Genomic DNA, 16,918 nt, shown 5'->3' with positions numbered 1-16,918 from the left:
CCAAGCAAAACGCTTGGATTTTTGTTTACAAAACTTTTGATAAGAAATCTTTAGCACGATCACTAGTTGGATGTTCAAATACCTCTTCAGGAGTTCCTTTTTCTTGCAAATAGCCATCTGCCATAAACCAGATTTCATCGGCTACTTCACGAGCAAAGCCCATTTCATGGGTTACGATTACCATTGTCATCCCTGAATTAGCCAAATCTTGCATTGTCTTTAAAACTTCCCCCACCATTTCTGGATCTAAGGCACTAGTAGGTTCATCAAACAGCATTACTTCAGGATCCATCGCTAAAGCTCTGGCAATGGCCACACGCTGCTGTTGACCACCTGATAGGCTAGCTGGGAATTGTTTAGCACGATCAGCCAAGCCTACTTTTTCTAAAAGCTCTAAGCCTTTTTGCTCAGCTTCTTTTTCACTAACGCCTTTAACTTTCATTGGTGCAAGCTTTACATTTTCAATTACATTCATATTAGGGAAAAGGTTGAAGTTCTGGAAAACCATTCCCATTTTTTCTCGTAATTGATCTAATTCTTTGCCATCTTTTAAGCTAGCTAAATCTGTGCCATCAAAAACAATTTTTCCAGCTGTAGGATGTTCCAACACGTTTAGACAGCGCAAAAAAGTACTTTTACCAGAACCAGAAGGTCCAATAATACAAATTACCTGTCCTTTATTTACGGTGGCTGAAATATCTTTTAATACTTCATTTTCACCAAAAGTCTTTTTTAGATGTTGAATATCAATCATTTTAGTCATTGTGTTTCATCCGTCTTTCGAAATAGTTAAGCAATCTAGTCAAAGTAAAGGTCATGATGAAGTAAATAATCATCGCAATGAATAATGGCAATACGCCACGGTAAGTTGAAGTTTGAATAAGTTCAGTTTGGTACATCAATTCAGTTACCCCAATCACTGAAACTAATGAACTATCTTTAAGCAAAGTGATAAATTCGTTACCTAAAGCTGGCCAAATATTCTTCAATGCTTGTGGAATAATTACGTAACGGTATGCCTTAGCTTGACTCAAACCAAGAGATCTAGCAGCTTCTGTTTGTCCCTTAGCAACTGAAGCAATTCCTGATCTAATATCTTCAGCAACATAAGCACCTGAATTAAGTCCAATCGCAATAATACCTGCTACTAATGCAGATAAGTTTGAAATAAGGGCCCCAACGCCAAAGTAAACAAACAAAATTTGGACCATTTGCGGCGTACCACGGATAAATTCAATGTAGCAAACCGCAATCCAGTGTAACAACTTGTTCTTAGACAAACGCATTAATGCTAGAAGCATCCCTAATACGATACCAATTAAAACAGAGAAGACAGTGATAATAATGGTGTATTCTATCCCCTTAACAAAATATGGAGCGTATTTCGCCATTGTATTAGTATTTTGCGCTGTCTTCATGTATTTAGCGGATTCAGGCAAATACTTCTTGTTGATCAAGTCGTCTTTTTCAACGCGGCTAATTGTCTTATTAACCGCCTTTACTAAGCCTGGTTGTCCCTTAGCAATAGCTACCGCATTCCCTGCTTGCTCTTCGCGCAAATCACTTCTAACAGCCATTAAGCTATTATCATTTTTAGCATATGCCTTGGCAGTTAATTCTTCCATTACTACACCAGACATCTTGCCAGACTTCAAAGCCAAAACTAAGTTGTTGATCTTACCTAAACCCTTAGCCTTAGATTTTTTCATTTGCGACTGAATCAATTGATATTGAATACTACCAGTTTGAGCACCAACGGTTTGACCAGCAAAATCCTTAATTTTCTTATACTTAGTTTGGTCACGCTTATTAATTAAGAAATATTCACCACTTGGCTTGTAATAAATCTGTGAAAAGTCTACGCTCTTTTTTCTTTCAGGGTTAGGTGTCATGGCAGAAATAACCATGTCAACCTTGCCTGTTTCAAGTGCAACTAAAAGAGAGTCAAAACTCATATTTTTAATTACAAGCTTAGCATGTAAATCCTTTGCAATATCTTTAGCTAGTTCAATATCTACCCCAACATACTTGGTATTGCCATTTACACTAGTGGTAAATTCAAGTGGCGGGTAGTCTGCAGATGTGCCCACTACTAATTCTTTCGACTGTTTAATCTTCTTCATTACGGAGTCACTGGCTACCTTTTTATCTGCAGCAGAGACTGGTTGATTAAACAAAAAAAGGGTCGAAATTATTGTAATGAAAGCAAGAAACAAATTAACAATCTTTGCTTTTTTCATAAAATTCGCCTATTTTCCTCGTTAAATATACCTAAAATTTATTAATTATTTTTTAATTATATACAGAAAATTCGTCATTATGCAAGAAAAACCGCAATCGTGGTCGCATGATTACGGTTTCTAAACTTATTTAGTTGAAGTAGCTTGCCAAGGAATAGCACAAATAACGTAAATAATTGCTCCAACAATGACATATTCTAAGAAGACGCTACTGCCGATTTCAAGAATTGAACCAAATTCAATGTTATCAACATCAAAAATTACGGGAACTAGTGCTAATAATCCTGAAATTAGGATCAACCAAAAACCAGCCCACATTCCTGCCGCGGTCGCATTATGAATAAGCATTCTTGTAGAAGCTTTAGATCTCATGTCATTAATTAATGAAATCAGAGTAATAATAGTCACAATTACAATGATTACATTAACAATGAGCAATAAACTAGCAATATTGGCACCTAATGTAACGATATTTAAATCAAATGCCTTAACAATTGCATACGGTGCATTAGCATCCTGTTTTTTTAATTTATTATTGATTACTTGTGCTCCACTTGAAGAGCCCTTATCAATCCCTTGATTAATATCCGTTAAAATCCGTTGAGCAAGTCCCAGATTATTAACCTTAAACCAGTGAATGCCTAACGTATAATCAATTATATGGTCGGCAATTGGCTGGGTTTGTGCCTGAGCAAGTAAGTTTGAATCATCTTCGTCGCGAGCATCAATTACATCTGCCAAAACATCAAAATTTTTATTAACTTGGCGTACAACAACGGCTTGATTATAACTAGTTCTAATCTGTTTTTTCATAAAAATAGGATTTAGAAAAGTAGCCGTTATCAATGTTAAAGCCGCAGCCAAAAAGATCACAAAAGCCATCATGCGCTTATACTGGCTGGCTTGTTCTTGCCCCATTCGTCGCAAATCGGCTCTTCTGCCTTCAACCATAACAATTCCCCTTTAGCTGAAAATTTCTTTACCTTCATCAAACATCGTATCAATTGCACGGTGAACAACTTCCATATCAGCTGATTCGATGATCTCATGTCCCTCTTTTAGAGCTTGATCAATTTCACGAGAAGAGCAATGCAAGAAACTAAACATCAATGCACTTGTAGCATAATCTGCAAGAGTTTCTGCGGATAAGTGGTACTTCTTACGATCATGATAAAGTCGTCCAATACCACTAGTTACAAATGCAATACCCGTTTCAAGCTCGTCTTCGTCAACATCAACATCATCAAATAAGTGATTGACATTGATCCAATCATTAAGCATTACGCCCCAGTTATCTAGGGTTGCGTTGCTGACAAAAGCTTCTGAAATAATTCGGTCCAAGCCCTCATCATGCATCCCCAAAATGGCAATAGTATAAATAAAAGCCTTAGTTCGTGCATATGGAGCATTGCTATTAGCCATATCGTAATTATTTACTTGTTGTCCTAAAGTGTTAAAAAGATTACGAATGATGTCATTAGTCAACTTGGCTTTATGAGGATAATATGACTGCAGCAGGGACTTTGAAATGCTTGATTTTTCTGCAATCATTTGCAAAGAAACATTATCCATTCCATTTTCTCTGATTAAATGAAAAGTATTGCCAAGAATAACTCTCCGTCTTTTCATATTTTTCCGTCGTGCCATGGTTATTCCTCTATCTTTCTCTTTCTATCTATACAACACAGATCAATTATACCAATCATTGCTATTTATAAATAGTTTTATAACTCGATCTTAAATAAAAATAATCCTCATTCAGATGAGGATTATTATATATCAACTATTTATATTTTTTAATTTAAACGATTTTGTTCATCAAAAATTTGGTGAATTGAACGATCATTATAAACGTAATCAATACCACGAGCAAGAAGTTGATCTACAGAAATACGAACCATTCTGTCTGGGTAACGATTATGCTTGATAGTATCAGTTACAACAATTTGTTCAATTGGTAATTCATTAAGTACTTCAGTTGCATTCTTAGAAAGAAGTGCGTGAGTTGCAGCAACATAAACCTTCTTGGCACCTGCTGCCATAACTGACTTAGTTGATGATGAAATACGAGAACCAGTATCAATTATATCATCAACGATGATACACTTCTTGTCTTTTACATCCCCAATAATATCGTGCACTTCAGTATCATAACGAGCACCACGTTGATCAACAATAGCGATTGGAGCGTTGAAGTATTGACCAAAGTTACGTGCAAGCTTAGCACCTGAGTGATCAGGTGAAACAACTACGATATCATCATCTTCCTTAGTAGCAATACCATTATCTAAGAAGTATTGACCAAGAAGTGGAATAGCGTGCAAGTGATCCACTGGAACACTGTAGAAACCTTGAATTTGTGAAGCATGCAAATCAACTGTGATTAAACGATCCATACCAGTTAATTGAAGCAAGTTAGCAACAAGTTTAGCGGTAATTGGTTCACGTGAACTAGTCTTAGTATCTGAACGTGAATATGCTAAATATGGAACTACCACGTTAATGGTATGAGCTGACGCACGGTGCAATGCATCCAAGATAATTTCAAGTTCCATGAAGTTTTCGTTAACTGGATCTTGAATTGATTGAATTACAAAGACATCACAACCTCTGACAGTTTCACCAATATTAACTTGGATTTCACCATCGCTGAAGTGATGAACTGCAGTTTCAATTAATGGTTGACGCAAAATTGCAGCAATCATTTCGTTTAATGCTGGGTTACCACCTAACCCGATCACCTTCATTGGGTGCAATAATTTATGGAGTTCTTCCTTGTTCATAGCTACCTCTTCTGAATAAAAATCATATACAGACCCATTATATACGAAAAACCTTCTCTGATAAATAAAAGAGGAGGTTCTTTATTTAAGAAATTCTATTTTCACTTTGAATTTACGTCCCTTTTTGCGCGCAAATTTAGATTTTTTCGTCCAAAAAAGGACGCAATTTTTTGCGTCCCTCTTTACATTTCAAATTGAACGTAAATCTAATTCATTTGTCGTCTAGAAACAATGAACAAAACCAGCCCGACAATCGCTGCCAATTCTGGTACTACTAAGTTCATAAAGCTTAAGCCGGCATTATGCGTTAAATAAAGCAAACAAACTACGGCAACTTCCATCGCAATGGCCACATCCCGTAAGCTGACAGTTCTGACTGCTTTTGTTACAAAACCAATAATTAAACTAATGATGCCTATAGCAATTAAAATTCCGCCAACAAACTGCAATACTGATAATTCTTCAAAGTTATTCATCACAGGAACTAATCCTATAATTAAAATCAGTTCAAATACTATGAAAACTGCACCTGCAGTAAATAAATTAAAATCTTCTTGTCTTTCTTTAAGGCCAAAATAGGCGATTGCCATTGCCACTAATAAGTTAATTACTAAAATGATCCACATTTCTAATACCAGCCAGGCTTGTCTCCTTCTGTACCTGGCTTGCCTAAGCCAATTGATTCGCCAACGTCTTCCTTAGGATTCTTGATCAAATGGTAAACATATGCAGCGACTGACTTACGTGATACTTCAGTATCCTTGATTGGTTCGCCCTTCTTAGACTTTTCATAGTCTACTTCATCTTTATTATCCATCCAAGTTGGACGAATAATAGTGTAGTCTAAACCTGATTCTTCAATTTTCTTAGCAGCCTTAGCATATTCAGTAATGTAGTCGCCTAAAGTTTCTTTGTTCCATTCACCGAACTTGCCAGGAACTTCATCATAAATGCCCAAAGTAGAAATCCAAATCAATCTCTTAACGTGAGCATTCTTCATTGCTTCAATAACGGCTTCTGCTTCAAGATCAATATCATCCTTGCCACCTAAGTTAGCGTAGACAATATCTTGACCCTTCATAGCTTTTTCAAGTTGTGCGGCATCAGTTGCACTGCCTTCAAAGATTGTAGCTTGATTCTTTTTATCTTCCATGCGCTTAGCATTACGTAAAAACAATGAAGTTTCAACATCTTTATCAGCAAACAAAAATCTTTCAGCAATTTGTGCTACTTGTCCGTGAGCACCAAGTACTACAACTTTAACCATAATTTTTCTCCTTCTTAATTATTTACAAAATTCTTTAATCAAATCTAATAGCTTAAGGCTACGCACTGCATAGCTCTCATGAGTTTGACGTGGCATAATCACTAATCGTGCATTAGGCATAAATTGACTATACCAGCGAACGTGTTCAACCTTAACCCAATCTCTTTCTCCGACCACACATAAAGTTGGCGTAGTAATCTTTTTAAGGTCATCTTCTGCAATAAAAGATTCAGTTAATTCCACGCGGCTATCGCGATCAAGCTTAAAAAAGCGGTGGAAGCCTTCAGTCAGATAGTGGTATGGACGAATGCCCGCACCATTGACAAATACACCAGCAACAATCATTTTCTTAAAAATTGTTGGGTATTTTCTAGCTAGCATCATGGCAACTAATCCGCCTGCATCAAAACCAAAACAGTAACATCCCTCGATGCCTACTTGTTTAATAAAAGCGTAGACATCCTCTACTTCGGTATGATAATGTTCCGCAATATCGCCTTCACTTAATCCATGCCCACGCATATCTAGTACATAGACAGTGTAATAAAGAGAAAGTGGAGCAACGATTTTATCAAACATGCCTCCATCTAAATGGTGACCATGCAAAAGAAGCAAAGGTGCCCCTTTGCCTAATTTATGATAATAAAATTCGATGCCATTAACCTTTTCTTTCATAAAAACCTCTCTTACTGAGCCTCACTATCACGCAAAGCTGAACGATTTAGCTTCTTACGCATCTTCTCTTCTTCACGATCTTTCATGATAGTCTTAATGATCTTGTGCCATACACGGTAATTGCCGCGGAAATTATCTGCTACCTTTTTAAAGTTAGGTTGGTGAATAATACTGCCTTTTCTTTGCCAATAGTGATAATACGGCTTTTGGGTATAGTACACGCCTCTAGCTACTGAAGTATATTTAACATTGAAAATTTGATCCTCTAACAAAGAAATATCACAATCAAATCTTAAATGATATTTATTGATGATCGCTGTTTTATAAGCTTTATTCCAGCTATATCCTTTCATTGGTGAACCAAATACATTAGTTAATTTAAGGTAAGTTTCACCACGTGTTAAAAATCCACCTTCTGGGTGGCCAACAACACGTTCTTTTTTATCAGGATAATCAATCCAATAACCACATGATACAAGATTTACATTTGGATGTTCTTCAAAGGCATTAATAAAGAATGCAGTATAACCTGGATCTACCCAATCATCGCCATCATGAAAGGTGACATATGGCGTGTCGATGTACTTTATACCAACATTACGTGCATCAGATGGGCCTCCATTCTCCTTTTGAATTAATTTGAAATATGGAAAACGAGAGGCATAACTTTGCGCTACCTCAACCGAATTATCAGTTGAGCCATCATCAACCACAATTAGCTTAAATGCTTTATTAACTTGCTTAAGCAAAGCATCGAAAGCACGTGGCAAGTATTGTGCCGTATTATAAACCGGCATAATAATAGTTAACTTTGGCACTTGTAACATAATGTCCCCCTTTGTTGCTACTTATTATATCATCTTTAGGAATTAGGTCGAACTTAAGAAAGTTTTAGACTGTAGTCCTATTAAATTTTTTCAAAATTCTAGTATAATGGGGCGTGTTAAACAGAATATATTTTCGATAAAAAGAGGAAAAAGATTTAATCATGAAAAAATCACTTACATTAATTACGGCAATCTTGCTTAGTGTAGTCGCGATATTTTCTTTTAGTAAAAAAGAAACGGTACTCGCTGACGACGATACCCCAGTTGTTACTCTAGGTACATCCTTAACCGAATCACAAAAACAAGGTACTTTGAAGACCTTGACTGCCCCATTAAACGGCAGCAATTACCAAACTATTACAGTTACTGGTTCAGACCTAGTTAAGTATTTGAACCCATCTGGTGATAATTTCACCACTTCATCCGATGTTTGGTCCAGTGCAATGATTCAAAAAACTAACAGCGGTTCAGGAATTAACGTTAAGATTTTAAACTATAACGGTAAAAACAATATCACAACTATCACCGCTAACCAATATAAAAATGCGGCTTTAACCGCCGGAATTACTGACGCTAACATCTACGTAACCAGCGCTATTCCAATTGATGGTTCTGGTGCCTTAGCCGGTGTTTATGCAGCTTATGCCAAAAACGGCAATGCCTTGAATCAAAAACAAGTCAACGCAGCTCAAGATGAAATGAATACTTTGAGTGGCATTACTAAAGAAAACAAAAATAAAGATGGCTATTCTGATGCTCAATTAAACAATGCCGTTGCTGGTGCCAAGTCTGAAATGGCTAAGCAAGGACAGAATATTTCCGATAGTCAAATTCGTGACATTGTAAATAATCAAATTAATATCAATCACTTAGGCAACACCATTAACAATAATCAAAAGAATCAAATCATTAATTTATTAATTGAGATTCGTGATTCTGGTGCTTTAAAGAATGGCGACTTTAAGGGCCAAGCTGCTAAGCTTTCTAACCAAATTGAAAATGGTGCTAAGAACATCTTTAACAAGTTCAACACTCCTGAAAATCGCAATCTTTTCCAACAAATTTGGGACAGCATTGTCAACTTCTTCAGCGGCTTGTTTAAGTAAACAAAAAGGCCTGATTTCTTTTGAAGTCAGGTCTTTTTTATGCTTTTTACATCTTGTTATCCATATAACGGTTCAATTCATGGTCTACAAATTCGTTGCCTCGATTATTGGCATGGCCCTTAGTCCATTCAAAAGTACTGTCTGGAAAATGCTTAAGCAAACGATCAAGTTCTTGCCATTCTGCCACATTCTTCAATAGTCCACCAGACCGTTTCCAACCGCGTTTTTTCCAGCCGGCTAACCAGTGCTGGTTAATCGCATTTAAAACATATTTTGAATCCAATACAAACAATAAATGCTTTTCATTAAAGCCAAGTTCGATTAATTTTTTCAAGGCATTAATCAAAGCAGTTTGTTCCATCTTGTTATTGGTTGCACCATATTCACCGCCTGAGCCATGAACTTCTTGATCATCCCATTCAATCAAATAAGCCCACGCTGCCTTGTCTGTCTTTTTAACGTGACCGCCCTTATAGACACCTGTATTGCGAGTACCGCCATCAGTGTAGGTTACGGCAAAAAAGTCTGCAGTTTGATGAGCCTTTGTTTTCTTAGCTTGTGGCTTATTTTTCACCCTATTGCTTTCTTGCTTAATCTTTGCAATGGCATTTTGTAAAGTATTTTCACCCTTTTGCAAAATATCCTGTTGTGTTTCTTTATTTAAATCTAAATAATCCGTCGCATCAGTAATATTTTCAAACGATTTATACTCTGCCCCAGAAAAGCCATCTACTTGCTTTTTTGCTTCATCCCATGTGCGGTAGACGCCTGGCACACGACCATTTTTTACAGCATAAAACTTCATGATTCACCTCAAAAACAAAAAATCTCTACTCAATGTTAAAATATAATTATTATTCATTATAGGGAATTATGTAAGAAGGTGGCAAAAATGTTCTTTAACTCCAAAAAATATGCCGAAGAAGCTGAAAAGAACCATAAACATGATCTAAAACAGGAACCTAGCATGTTTAACATGATCTCACTGGGTCTGCTTGCCTCCTTTGCCCCTACACGTATTTTCCTCAAGTTGCACAAAAGACGCATTGAAAACAAGGCAGTCATTGAAGAAAGCTCACTAGAGCAAGTTCCTATTATTTATTTTCATGGCTTTCGCGGTGGAGATTACACCACCAACGTCATGGTTCACCAAGCAATGCAAGATAAGGGAACCGATAAATTTTTAAAGGTGACGGTTGATCTATTAGGCAATTTTAAGTTAGAAGGCACTTGGACCAAGGATCAACACCCCATCGTACAAGTTGCTTTTCGTCAAAGAATCGTAGGAATTTACGGAATCGATTACTACCTCAGTTTTGTTTTGCCCTTTCTTTCCAAAAGATACCACTTCAAAAAATATATTGCTGTAGCTCACTCCCTAGCCTGTCCTTGCATTATTAGAACTGAAATGAAACACGCCTACAGCAAAACTTTCCCTCATTTAGTCAAATGTGCATTAATTGCTGGACCTTTTGACGGCGTAACTTATTTGGGTGATATTCCCAACGTAAACATCCTTAATGAGAATGGTCGCCCCAGTATGATGAATCCACACTACTTATATTTGCTTCTTAATCGCAGAAAATTTAATTCTAATATTTCAGTGCTAAACATCTATGGCAATGTGCTTGATAATACCAACACCGACAAATTCATTTCTGTAGTTTCAGCCAAAAGCATCCGCTATATTTTGGCTCCTAAAGCACATTTTTACCAAGAAGTAGAAATTCGTGGTAAAAACGACGCCGAACATAGCTGGATGCATGATAATCCATTCGTGATTGATCTTGTTGATAAATTTCTTAACTTGAAAAAATAAACTATTTTGGAGGAAGAACATGGTCTGGTGGCATGATTTTATCAGAATTATCTTTATTACTAACACACTCCTTGCTTTTTACATCGTTTTCCACCGAAGACGATCGGTCTCTACAACTTGGGCTTGGCTGATTATTTTACTAATTTTTCCCGTAGTTGGTATTACCCTTTATGCCTTTTTTGGCCGAGGTATTTCCCAGGAAAACATTTTTTCCATTAATAAGCAGCATCACATTGGTCTGCGAAATGTGCAAAAATCGATTGCTAAGGCACCTAAAGAGGTTAGCCCCTCAGATACTTCTAAATTAGGGGAAATTGCAATTCATTTTTTTAATTGCAATAATGAGTCGCCTTTAACCAAGAACAACAACGTAGAGCTTTATACTGAAGGTGAGACCTTCTTTCATGATCTGCTAAAAGATATGGTTCGTGCAAAAGAAACCATTAATGTCGAATTCTATACTTTTTATAGCGACAACATCGGCAATCGTGTCTTGCAGCTTTTAATAAAAAAAGCTAAGCAAGGTGTAAAAGTCCGCGTAATTTATGATGCATGGGGATCAATGGGTGCAACTAAAGCCTGGTTTGATCAACTTCGTAAAGCAGGCGGAGAAGTTTTGCCCTTCATTACTTCTAGAAATATGATCACCAGATACCGCATTAACTATCACTTACACCGTAAGATCGTTGTAATCGACGGACGCATATCTTGGACTGGTGGATTTAATATCGGTGATCAATATCTAGGACGAAAAAAGAAATTTGGTCACTGGCGTGATAGCCAGGTACGCATCGTTGGTTCTGCTTCCTTGCTATTGCAAGAGCGTTTTGTAATGGACTGGAACGCCTCTATCAAGCGCCCTGAACAACTTATCCGCTTTAACTCCACTCTCTTCCCTGATCTTGATGAAAAAAAGATCCATCGCGGAGATGTTGCTACCCAAATTGTTTCTGATGGACCTGACCGTTATATTCCCTATATGCGTAACGGTATGATGCGGTTAATGCAGCTAGCTAGAAAACGCCTATGGATTCAAACTCCTTACTTAATTCCTGACGATGCCGTTTTCGCCACATGGCAGACGATTGCCATGTCAGGTGTTGATGTGAGAATCATGATTCCTTGCAAGCCAGACCATCCTTTTATTTATCGTGCCACCCAATGGTATGCCAACGAATTAACTCGTTGCGGCGTGAAAATTTATATTTATGAAGATGGCTTTTTACATGCCAAAACCACTATCATCGATGACAGTTTTTCGACCGTTGGCTCGATGAATCAAGACTATCGTTCATATGACTTAAACTTTGAAGATAATGCCATTTTCTATGATAAAAAATTTACTAAAAAAATGACTGAAGTTTTTGAAGCTGACATGAAGAAATCTCACTTGCTTACTCGTGAAGAAATAAAAAAGCAAGGTCGCATATTGCGAACCTTGCAAAGTTTTTCACGGATGCTTTCTCCAATCTTATGATTGAATTTCAACGGGAATATTTTTACCAATATATTTTTGCAATGCGGCAATGACTTCATTAACTTGAATCCGGAACCGCATCATGTATGCCTTATTATTGTCAGTTCTAAAAATTGCCATTACTAATGGCTTTTTAGGATTAGGGACATTAATTAATGTAACGCTAGAAATTTCATTATATTTAACTGTTCGTTTAAAGTAGCCTGAAACTACCATCTTTTTAGGACTAAAGCCTGAAAAGCCATCAATTATGCTAATTAACAAGAATAAGGCCAAAAATACATTAACACCTGGATCACCTTTCTCAATGTAGTTCCAGGTAAAACCTAGCCAAATAAAAATAAGAGCCCACACGATTGAAGAGATGCGATAATGTCCACGAAATTCTACTTTTGCCTGCCAATACCAACTGTAACAAGCATAAGCTAGCATTAATACATTCACTACAATATAAAAATAAGACATATAAGCCATAAAAATCCCCTCAAAAACTTTATTTCTTTTCATTATAACAAAGACATGATTTTTGATTAAACAAACAGATTGCAGAATAGAGGCAAAAATTATGAAACAAACTGATTTATCTGAATTGCAAAAAGAAATTGATAATGCTAAACATATCGTCTTCTTAACGGGGGCAGGTGTTTCAACTCATTCTGGCATCCCCGATTATCGTTCAAAAAACGGCATTTATAACGGCGTACAGGAAAGTCCCGAAACTATCCTCAGTGAAAATACTCTCTATGAGCGACCAGAATTTTTCTATCATTTTGTAATGAATAATATGTATTTTCCAAAAGCCCAACCTAACCTAATTCATCAAAAAATTGCTCAAATCTGTAATAAAAAAGGTGATTTAATTACCCAAAATATTGATCGTTTGGATACAAAAGCTGGAAATAAACACGTGACAGAGTTTCATGGAAATCTATATAATACGCGTGGTGCTAGTTAAATCGTTCTAGACAATAAGCCAAATTATAAGCTAAAATTGCAATTTCTAACCGGCTTTGAAAGCCTATCAGACTACGTGCTCGATTGTTCTCGGCATTGTAATAGGTCAGAAGCGAAAAGTCGCTTTCTATTGTTCTGCGAATAGCCATCAATTGATGATCATTGTGCTTTTTAGCTCCTGTCATATTTTTACGATATGGTGTCCAAAGTTCATAACCCATTTGTTTTAGCTGTTGATGCAGTTCTTTGCCTAAATAGCCTTCGTCGCCAAGAAGATAGTAATTAGATGGATGGGTATTTTCCATCAGTTCAACTGTCTCCCTGGCATCATGAACTGATGCTTTTGTTACTACATAATCAAGAATGTAACCGTCATCGCTAACAATGGCATGAACTTTGAAACCATAAAAGTAAATTTTCTTGGTGGCCTTATAACCAATGTTGGCATAACCGCGAAAAATTTTAGCACGATAGTTGCGAATTGGTTGGCAAACAGGTACCGGAAAGCTGTCAATGATCAAGAACTGTCCATTCAGGTCAACCTTTTTATTCATTTCTTGCCGTATCTGATAAATCAATTGCAATAGCTGACGTGAACGTCGATTAAAACGTGAGTGTGATAAACAATTGAAACATTCACAGAATCTTCTTTGTGATTCAATTCCTGTCTTAGCTTGCCAGATAAGTAAAGCCAAAATCAGACTGTCCGTAGCTTTTACCCGGTTGATGTTTCGCCGTTGACTAAATTCAGCCGGAGCAGATAAACGATACCAGTGCCGACAAATTATCACTAAATCTTTAAAACTAACTTGTAAATGGTGGCTAAAACGCTTAAGCTTAAGGCAGTTCAATCAGATCAGACTCTTTTCTATTGAATACTACAACTTGAGTCTAGTCCGATTGGACTTTTTTATTAACTAAAACGATTTAACTAGCACCACGCGTATATAATATATATTGTACTAAATGCCACCATTCAATTTCTTATGAAGAATATTCTCAAAATTATATCCACCAAAATTGTGGTGGCATTATTCGACCAGGAATAATATTATATGGTGAATCAATCAATCCTGAAACTTTAACTAAATCGATTGAGATCATGCAAAAATCCGACTTAGTTATTATTTGTGGAACTAGTTTTGTGGTATATCCATTTGCTCAACTTTTAGCCTATCGCAACGAGAAGGCAAAGATTATTGCCATTAACAAAACTGAAATTCCTACGCCAGGAATTAAACAAATTATTGGTGATGCTATTGATGTATTTAAATTCTTGAATTAATATATAAACATTTAATATTTTCAAAGCAAAAATTATACAGGCGGTGAAAACATGGCAGAGTTTTTTTATTATGATTATGTAACAATCCAACCGTGGACTTACTTTTTAACGGCTTCCAGGTTTAGATTAACTTATGTAGGGCTTAAAGGAGACGAAAGTGTTTCCCCTATCTTCAGCTTTTACCCTCACCGAATGCTTGTACATGACCCTGAGAAACTAGCTCCTTATGTCAAGCAACTAAAAGAGTATTTTGCTGGGACCAGAAAAGAATTTGACGTTCCTATGATATTTCGAAATTTGGTACCGAATTTCAAAGAAAAACGTTACAATTTATACAGACTATCCCATATGGCTTTACAGCCAACTATGGTGATATCGCAACATCGTTACCAAATGCTACATCTTCACGTGCAGTAGCACATGCTGTAGCGTTAAATCCAGTTTTGATTTTTATTCCAGATCATCGAATTATTCTATCTAATAACCAAGTGGGTACTTACCGTTTAGGACAAAAAGAAAAAGTTAGATTAATTGAATTAGAAAAGAGTCATTTACATGGCAATCTTTAAAATGTATGCTCCATTTTTTGACCTAGGCAACTGGGCCCATGTTTTAACTAGTGGCAAGGATTGGATGATTATCCTTACCCTAATCTTAATGGAGTGCCTGCTTTCGGTTGATAACGCTGTGGTTTTGGCAGCGCAAACGCAAGTGCTGCCCACAAAAGCAGAAAAGGAAAAATCATTATTATACGGATTATGGGGTGCCTACCTTTTCCGCTTTATCGTTATCGGAATCGGAACATATTTAATTCACTTTTGGGAAATTAAATTGGCAGGTAGTATCTACTTATTCTATCTAGCTTTTAAATTTTTCTATGATCAACGTCACCCTAAGCAGGCCGCTGAACGTGAAAAAGAAGAGCGTGAAGCTGCTCATCATAAAGGCAAAAAGAAGAAGAAACACGTCTTATCTTTATTCTGGCGTACAGTTATTTCAATTGAATCAATGGATATCGTCTTTTCTATCGATTCAGTGCTTGCAGCATTAGCCGTTTCAAGCAATCCGGTTGTAGTTTTAATCGGTGGAATGATTGGTATCCTCTGCATGAGAGGCGTAGCGGAAATTATCATTAAATTAATGGATATCATTCCTGAATTGCAGCCAATGGCTTATCTGTTAATTGCTATCATCGCCTTAAAATTGCTTTTAGCACTTCCACCACTTCACTTTGAATTGCCAAACACCGTCTTTGCTATTATTGTATTTACTATTTTAATTTTGACTATTCTGTTTCACTTCTGGCGCGTCAAACGCCATGGACGTAAACATATCTAGATAAAAAAGCTTATCTACTGCGATAAGCTTTTTCATTTACTTTAATCTTTCTTGTACATATTCTTTTAAAACAACAGCTTGATTATGTTTCCTATTCTTAGCACCATATAAAAAGAGAACATCATTTTTTATCAATTGCTTTTTAACCGTTTCTATAAATTCGGATGTAAATTCATTTTTATCAAGTTCTTCAATATATTTAGCCTTAAATTCAGGGAACTTCTCATCCTCATGATTGAACCATTTTCTTAATTCATTTGTTGGTCCAATTTGCTTATCCCATTCATCTAGAGCAGCCTTAATTTTACTCATTCCCCGTGGCCACATCCGATCCACGAGCATTCTATAACCGGCAGGTTGTTCATGATCATAAATTCTTACTAATTTTATTTCACTCATTTGATAAAATCCTCTTTTTTAGATTAGTCTATAGCTAAGACAAAAAAAATGAAACCAGAAAGGCATCATATGAATTATTCAGATTACTTTACCAATCGTCCTACAGATGAGATTACGCGTGATTTAATTGGACAACCTCTTATTTATGATAATGGAAAAGAAAAATTAGGTGGCTATATTGTTGAAGCTGAAGCATATATGGGCAAAAATGATCGCGCAGCCCACTCTTACGGCGGCCATCGCAGTCCTGCCAACGAGGGGCTTTATCGCCGCGGAGGCACCATTTATATTTATGCGCAGAGGCAATACTTCTTTTTCGACGTTGCTTGTCAAGAAGAAAACGAGCCTCAAGGAGTACTTATCAGAGCAATCGAACCCATCTGGGGAATTGATACTATGATCAAAAACAGAAGCGGCAAAAGCGGTGTCTTGCTTACCAACGGCCCAGCAAAAATGATGCAAGCCTTCGGAATACACGATAAAAATTGGAACCTGCATTTTCTTTCTGATTCGCCATTTAAAATTGATCTTGAAGACGATCATAGAAAGCCCGCTCAAGAAATTATTGCAGACAAACGAGTTGGCATTAACCAATCAGATCCTGTTTGGGCTAATAAAAAATTACGCTATTACGTCGCTGGCAATCCTTATGTTTCAGATATGAAAAAGAGAAACTATGCAAAAAACAATGGATGGGCTTGACATCTTTTCATTTTTCTTTTATTATTCTTCCATAGTTAAATAATAT

At 36.6% G+C, this 16,918-nt stretch carries 18 protein-coding genes and 3 pseudogenes; 8 read left to right on the top strand and 13 right to left on the bottom strand.

Features of this window, described 5'->3' with window-relative positions; all coding sequences use genetic code 11:
• Positions 1-25: 25 nt before the first annotated feature.
• From AADV52_RS09180 to AADV52_RS09140, 9 genes are all read right to left on the bottom strand, one after another.
• Positions 26-763, bottom strand: a complete 738-nt coding sequence (locus AADV52_RS09180; protein ID WP_003625442.1) for an amino acid ABC transporter ATP-binding protein — start codon at positions 761-763, stop codon at positions 26-28.
• Positions 756-2,240 (bottom strand): ABC transporter substrate-binding protein/permease, encoded by a 1,485-nt coding sequence (locus tag AADV52_RS09175; RefSeq protein WP_014918104.1) that lies wholly within the window; start codon positions 2,238-2,240, stop codon positions 756-758. Before AADV52_RS09175 ends, AADV52_RS09180 begins: the two co-directional genes overlap by 8 nt.
• 126 nt (positions 2,241-2,366) lie before the next feature.
• Positions 2,367-3,191: a hypothetical protein gene (locus AADV52_RS09170; RefSeq protein ID WP_107775331.1), complete on the bottom strand. Its 825-nt coding sequence runs from the start codon at positions 3,189-3,191 to the stop codon at positions 2,367-2,369.
• Between the two features lie 12 nt (positions 3,192-3,203).
• Complete coding sequence (locus AADV52_RS09165) at positions 3,204-3,887, bottom strand: TetR/AcrR family transcriptional regulator (protein ID WP_014918103.1); 684 nt, start codon at positions 3,885-3,887, stop codon at positions 3,204-3,206.
• Between the two features lie 149 nt (positions 3,888-4,036).
• Positions 4,037-5,023, bottom strand: coding sequence for a ribose-phosphate diphosphokinase (locus AADV52_RS09160; protein WP_014918102.1), 987 nt, complete (start codon positions 5,021-5,023; stop codon positions 4,037-4,039).
• A 206-nt stretch (positions 5,024-5,229) separates the two neighbouring features.
• The gene (locus tag AADV52_RS09155; RefSeq protein WP_014918101.1) at positions 5,230-5,649 is read right to left on the bottom strand and encodes a hypothetical protein; all 420 of its coding nucleotides are present in this window, start codon (positions 5,647-5,649) and stop codon (positions 5,230-5,232) included.
• 2 nt (positions 5,650-5,651) lie between these two features.
• Positions 5,652-6,290, bottom strand: a complete 639-nt coding sequence (locus AADV52_RS09150) for an NAD(P)H-binding protein (protein WP_014918100.1) — start codon at positions 6,288-6,290, stop codon at positions 5,652-5,654.
• An 18-nt stretch (positions 6,291-6,308) separates the two neighbouring features.
• On the bottom strand, positions 6,309-6,965 hold the full coding sequence (locus tag AADV52_RS09145) for an alpha/beta fold hydrolase (protein ID WP_012211271.1): 657 nt from the start codon (positions 6,963-6,965) through the stop codon (positions 6,309-6,311).
• Positions 6,966-6,976: 11 nt separating this feature from the next.
• Entirely contained in the window at positions 6,977-7,792 is an 816-nt protein-coding gene (locus tag AADV52_RS09140; RefSeq protein WP_014918099.1) for a glycosyltransferase family 2 protein, read from the bottom strand.
• Positions 7,793-7,953: 161 nt separating this feature from the next.
• Between AADV52_RS09140 and AADV52_RS09135 the strand changes: the two genes are divergently transcribed.
• A complete protein-coding gene (locus AADV52_RS09135) occupies positions 7,954-8,898 on the top strand; it encodes a DUF1002 domain-containing protein (protein ID WP_014918098.1) in 945 nt (314 codons plus the stop codon).
• Positions 8,899-8,944: 46 nt separating this feature from the next.
• Here the strand turns inward: AADV52_RS09135 and AADV52_RS09130 are convergent, their stop codons facing one another.
• Entirely contained in the window at positions 8,945-9,703 is a 759-nt protein-coding gene (locus AADV52_RS09130) for a ribonuclease H family protein (RefSeq protein WP_014918097.1), read from the bottom strand.
• A gap of 87 nt (positions 9,704-9,790) precedes the next feature.
• Between AADV52_RS09130 and AADV52_RS09125 the strand changes: the two genes are divergently transcribed.
• Positions 9,791-10,717, top strand: a complete 927-nt coding sequence (locus AADV52_RS09125) for an alpha/beta hydrolase (RefSeq protein WP_014918096.1) — start codon at positions 9,791-9,793, stop codon at positions 10,715-10,717.
• Between the two features lie 19 nt (positions 10,718-10,736).
• On the top strand, positions 10,737-12,194 hold the full coding sequence (gene cls / locus AADV52_RS09120; RefSeq protein WP_014918095.1) for a cardiolipin synthase: 1,458 nt from the start codon (positions 10,737-10,739) through the stop codon (positions 12,192-12,194).
• On the opposite strand, the gene AADV52_RS09115 is transcribed toward cls, so the two are convergent.
• On the bottom strand, positions 12,189-12,668 hold the full coding sequence (locus AADV52_RS09115; RefSeq protein ID WP_014918094.1) for a hypothetical protein: 480 nt from the start codon (positions 12,666-12,668) through the stop codon (positions 12,189-12,191). The two genes, cls and AADV52_RS09115, sit on opposite strands and share 6 nt — an antisense overlap.
• Positions 12,669-12,759: 91 nt before the next feature.
• On the opposite strand from AADV52_RS09115, the pseudogene AADV52_RS09110 reads away from it, so the two are divergent.
• Positions 12,760-13,131, top strand: a pseudogene (locus AADV52_RS09110) (Sir2 family NAD-dependent protein deacetylase); the annotation flags it as partial.
• Between the two features lie 10 nt (positions 13,132-13,141).
• Here AADV52_RS09110 and AADV52_RS09105 read toward each other — a convergent pair.
• Positions 13,142-13,999, bottom strand: a complete 858-nt coding sequence (locus tag AADV52_RS09105; protein ID WP_014918709.1) for an IS982 family transposase — start codon at positions 13,997-13,999, stop codon at positions 13,142-13,144.
• Between the two features lie 92 nt (positions 14,000-14,091).
• Here AADV52_RS09105 and AADV52_RS09100 point away from each other — a divergent pair.
• The 3 genes and pseudogenes from AADV52_RS09100 to AADV52_RS09090 all read left to right on the top strand — a co-directional run.
• A pseudogene (locus tag AADV52_RS09100) lies at positions 14,092-14,433 on the top strand (Sir2 family NAD-dependent protein deacetylase); the annotation flags it as partial.
• A 51-nt stretch (positions 14,434-14,484) separates the two neighbouring features.
• A pseudogene (locus AADV52_RS09095) lies at positions 14,485-15,002 on the top strand (methylated-DNA--[protein]-cysteine S-methyltransferase).
• Positions 14,989-15,771: a TerC family protein gene (locus tag AADV52_RS09090; RefSeq protein ID WP_014918088.1), complete on the top strand. Its 783-nt coding sequence runs from the start codon at positions 14,989-14,991 to the stop codon at positions 15,769-15,771. Before AADV52_RS09095 ends, AADV52_RS09090 begins: the two are co-directional and overlap by 14 nt.
• A 36-nt stretch (positions 15,772-15,807) precedes the next feature.
• Here AADV52_RS09090 and AADV52_RS09085 read toward each other — a convergent pair whose 3' ends face one another.
• Positions 15,808-16,170, bottom strand: a complete 363-nt coding sequence (locus AADV52_RS09085) for a DUF488 domain-containing protein (RefSeq protein WP_014918087.1) — start codon at positions 16,168-16,170, stop codon at positions 15,808-15,810.
• 69 nt (positions 16,171-16,239) lie between these two features.
• Here AADV52_RS09085 and AADV52_RS09080 point away from each other — a divergent pair, with 69 nt between their 5' ends.
• Complete coding sequence (locus AADV52_RS09080; RefSeq protein ID WP_014918086.1) at positions 16,240-16,872, top strand: DNA-3-methyladenine glycosylase; 633 nt, start codon at positions 16,240-16,242, stop codon at positions 16,870-16,872.
• The last annotated feature ends 46 nt before the right edge of the window (positions 16,873-16,918 follow it).

The organism is Lactobacillus helveticus (assembly GCF_046109915.1).
Taxonomy (GTDB): domain Bacteria; phylum Bacillota; class Bacilli; order Lactobacillales; family Lactobacillaceae; genus Lactobacillus; species Lactobacillus helveticus.
This window is presented reverse-complemented; position numbering and strand designations above follow the sequence as displayed.

Excerpts from the sequence above, each read along its gene's own strand:
- AADV52_RS09180 (WP_003625442.1), bottom strand. The coding sequence starts at position 763 with ATGACTAAAATGATTGATATTCAACATCTAAAAAAGACTTTTGGTGAA.
- AADV52_RS09175 (WP_014918104.1), bottom strand. The coding sequence starts at position 2,240 with ATGAAAAAAGCAAAGATTGTTAATTTGTTTCTTGCTTTCATTACAATA.
- AADV52_RS09170 (WP_107775331.1), bottom strand. The coding sequence starts at position 3,191 with ATGGTTGAAGGCAGAAGAGCCGATTTGCGACGAATGGGGCAAGAACAA.
- AADV52_RS09165 (WP_014918103.1), bottom strand. The coding sequence starts at position 3,887 with ATGGCACGACGGAAAAATATGAAAAGACGGAGAGTTATTCTTGGCAAT.
- AADV52_RS09160 (WP_014918102.1), bottom strand. The coding sequence starts at position 5,023 with ATGAACAAGGAAGAACTCCATAAATTATTGCACCCAATGAAGGTGATC.
- AADV52_RS09155 (WP_014918101.1), bottom strand. The coding sequence starts at position 5,649 with ATGTGGATCATTTTAGTAATTAACTTATTAGTGGCAATGGCAATCGCC.
- AADV52_RS09150 (WP_014918100.1), bottom strand. The coding sequence starts at position 6,290 with ATGGTTAAAGTTGTAGTACTTGGTGCTCACGGACAAGTAGCACAAATT.
- AADV52_RS09145 (WP_012211271.1), bottom strand. The coding sequence starts at position 6,965 with ATGAAAGAAAAGGTTAATGGCATCGAATTTTATTATCATAAATTAGGC.
- AADV52_RS09140 (WP_014918099.1), bottom strand. The coding sequence starts at position 7,792 with ATGTTACAAGTGCCAAAGTTAACTATTATTATGCCGGTTTATAATACG.
- AADV52_RS09135 (WP_014918098.1), top strand. The coding sequence starts at position 7,954 with ATGAAAAAATCACTTACATTAATTACGGCAATCTTGCTTAGTGTAGTC.
- AADV52_RS09130 (WP_014918097.1), bottom strand. The coding sequence starts at position 9,703 with ATGAAGTTTTATGCTGTAAAAAATGGTCGTGTGCCAGGCGTCTACCGC.
- AADV52_RS09125 (WP_014918096.1), top strand. The coding sequence starts at position 9,791 with ATGTTCTTTAACTCCAAAAAATATGCCGAAGAAGCTGAAAAGAACCAT.
- cls (WP_014918095.1), top strand. The coding sequence starts at position 10,737 with ATGGTCTGGTGGCATGATTTTATCAGAATTATCTTTATTACTAACACA.
- AADV52_RS09115 (WP_014918094.1), bottom strand. The coding sequence starts at position 12,668 with ATGGCTTATATGTCTTATTTTTATATTGTAGTGAATGTATTAATGCTA.
- AADV52_RS09090 (WP_014918088.1), top strand. The coding sequence starts at position 14,989 with ATGGCAATCTTTAAAATGTATGCTCCATTTTTTGACCTAGGCAACTGG.
- AADV52_RS09085 (WP_014918087.1), bottom strand. The coding sequence starts at position 16,170 with ATGAGTGAAATAAAATTAGTAAGAATTTATGATCATGAACAACCTGCC.
- AADV52_RS09080 (WP_014918086.1), top strand. The coding sequence starts at position 16,240 with ATGAATTATTCAGATTACTTTACCAATCGTCCTACAGATGAGATTACG.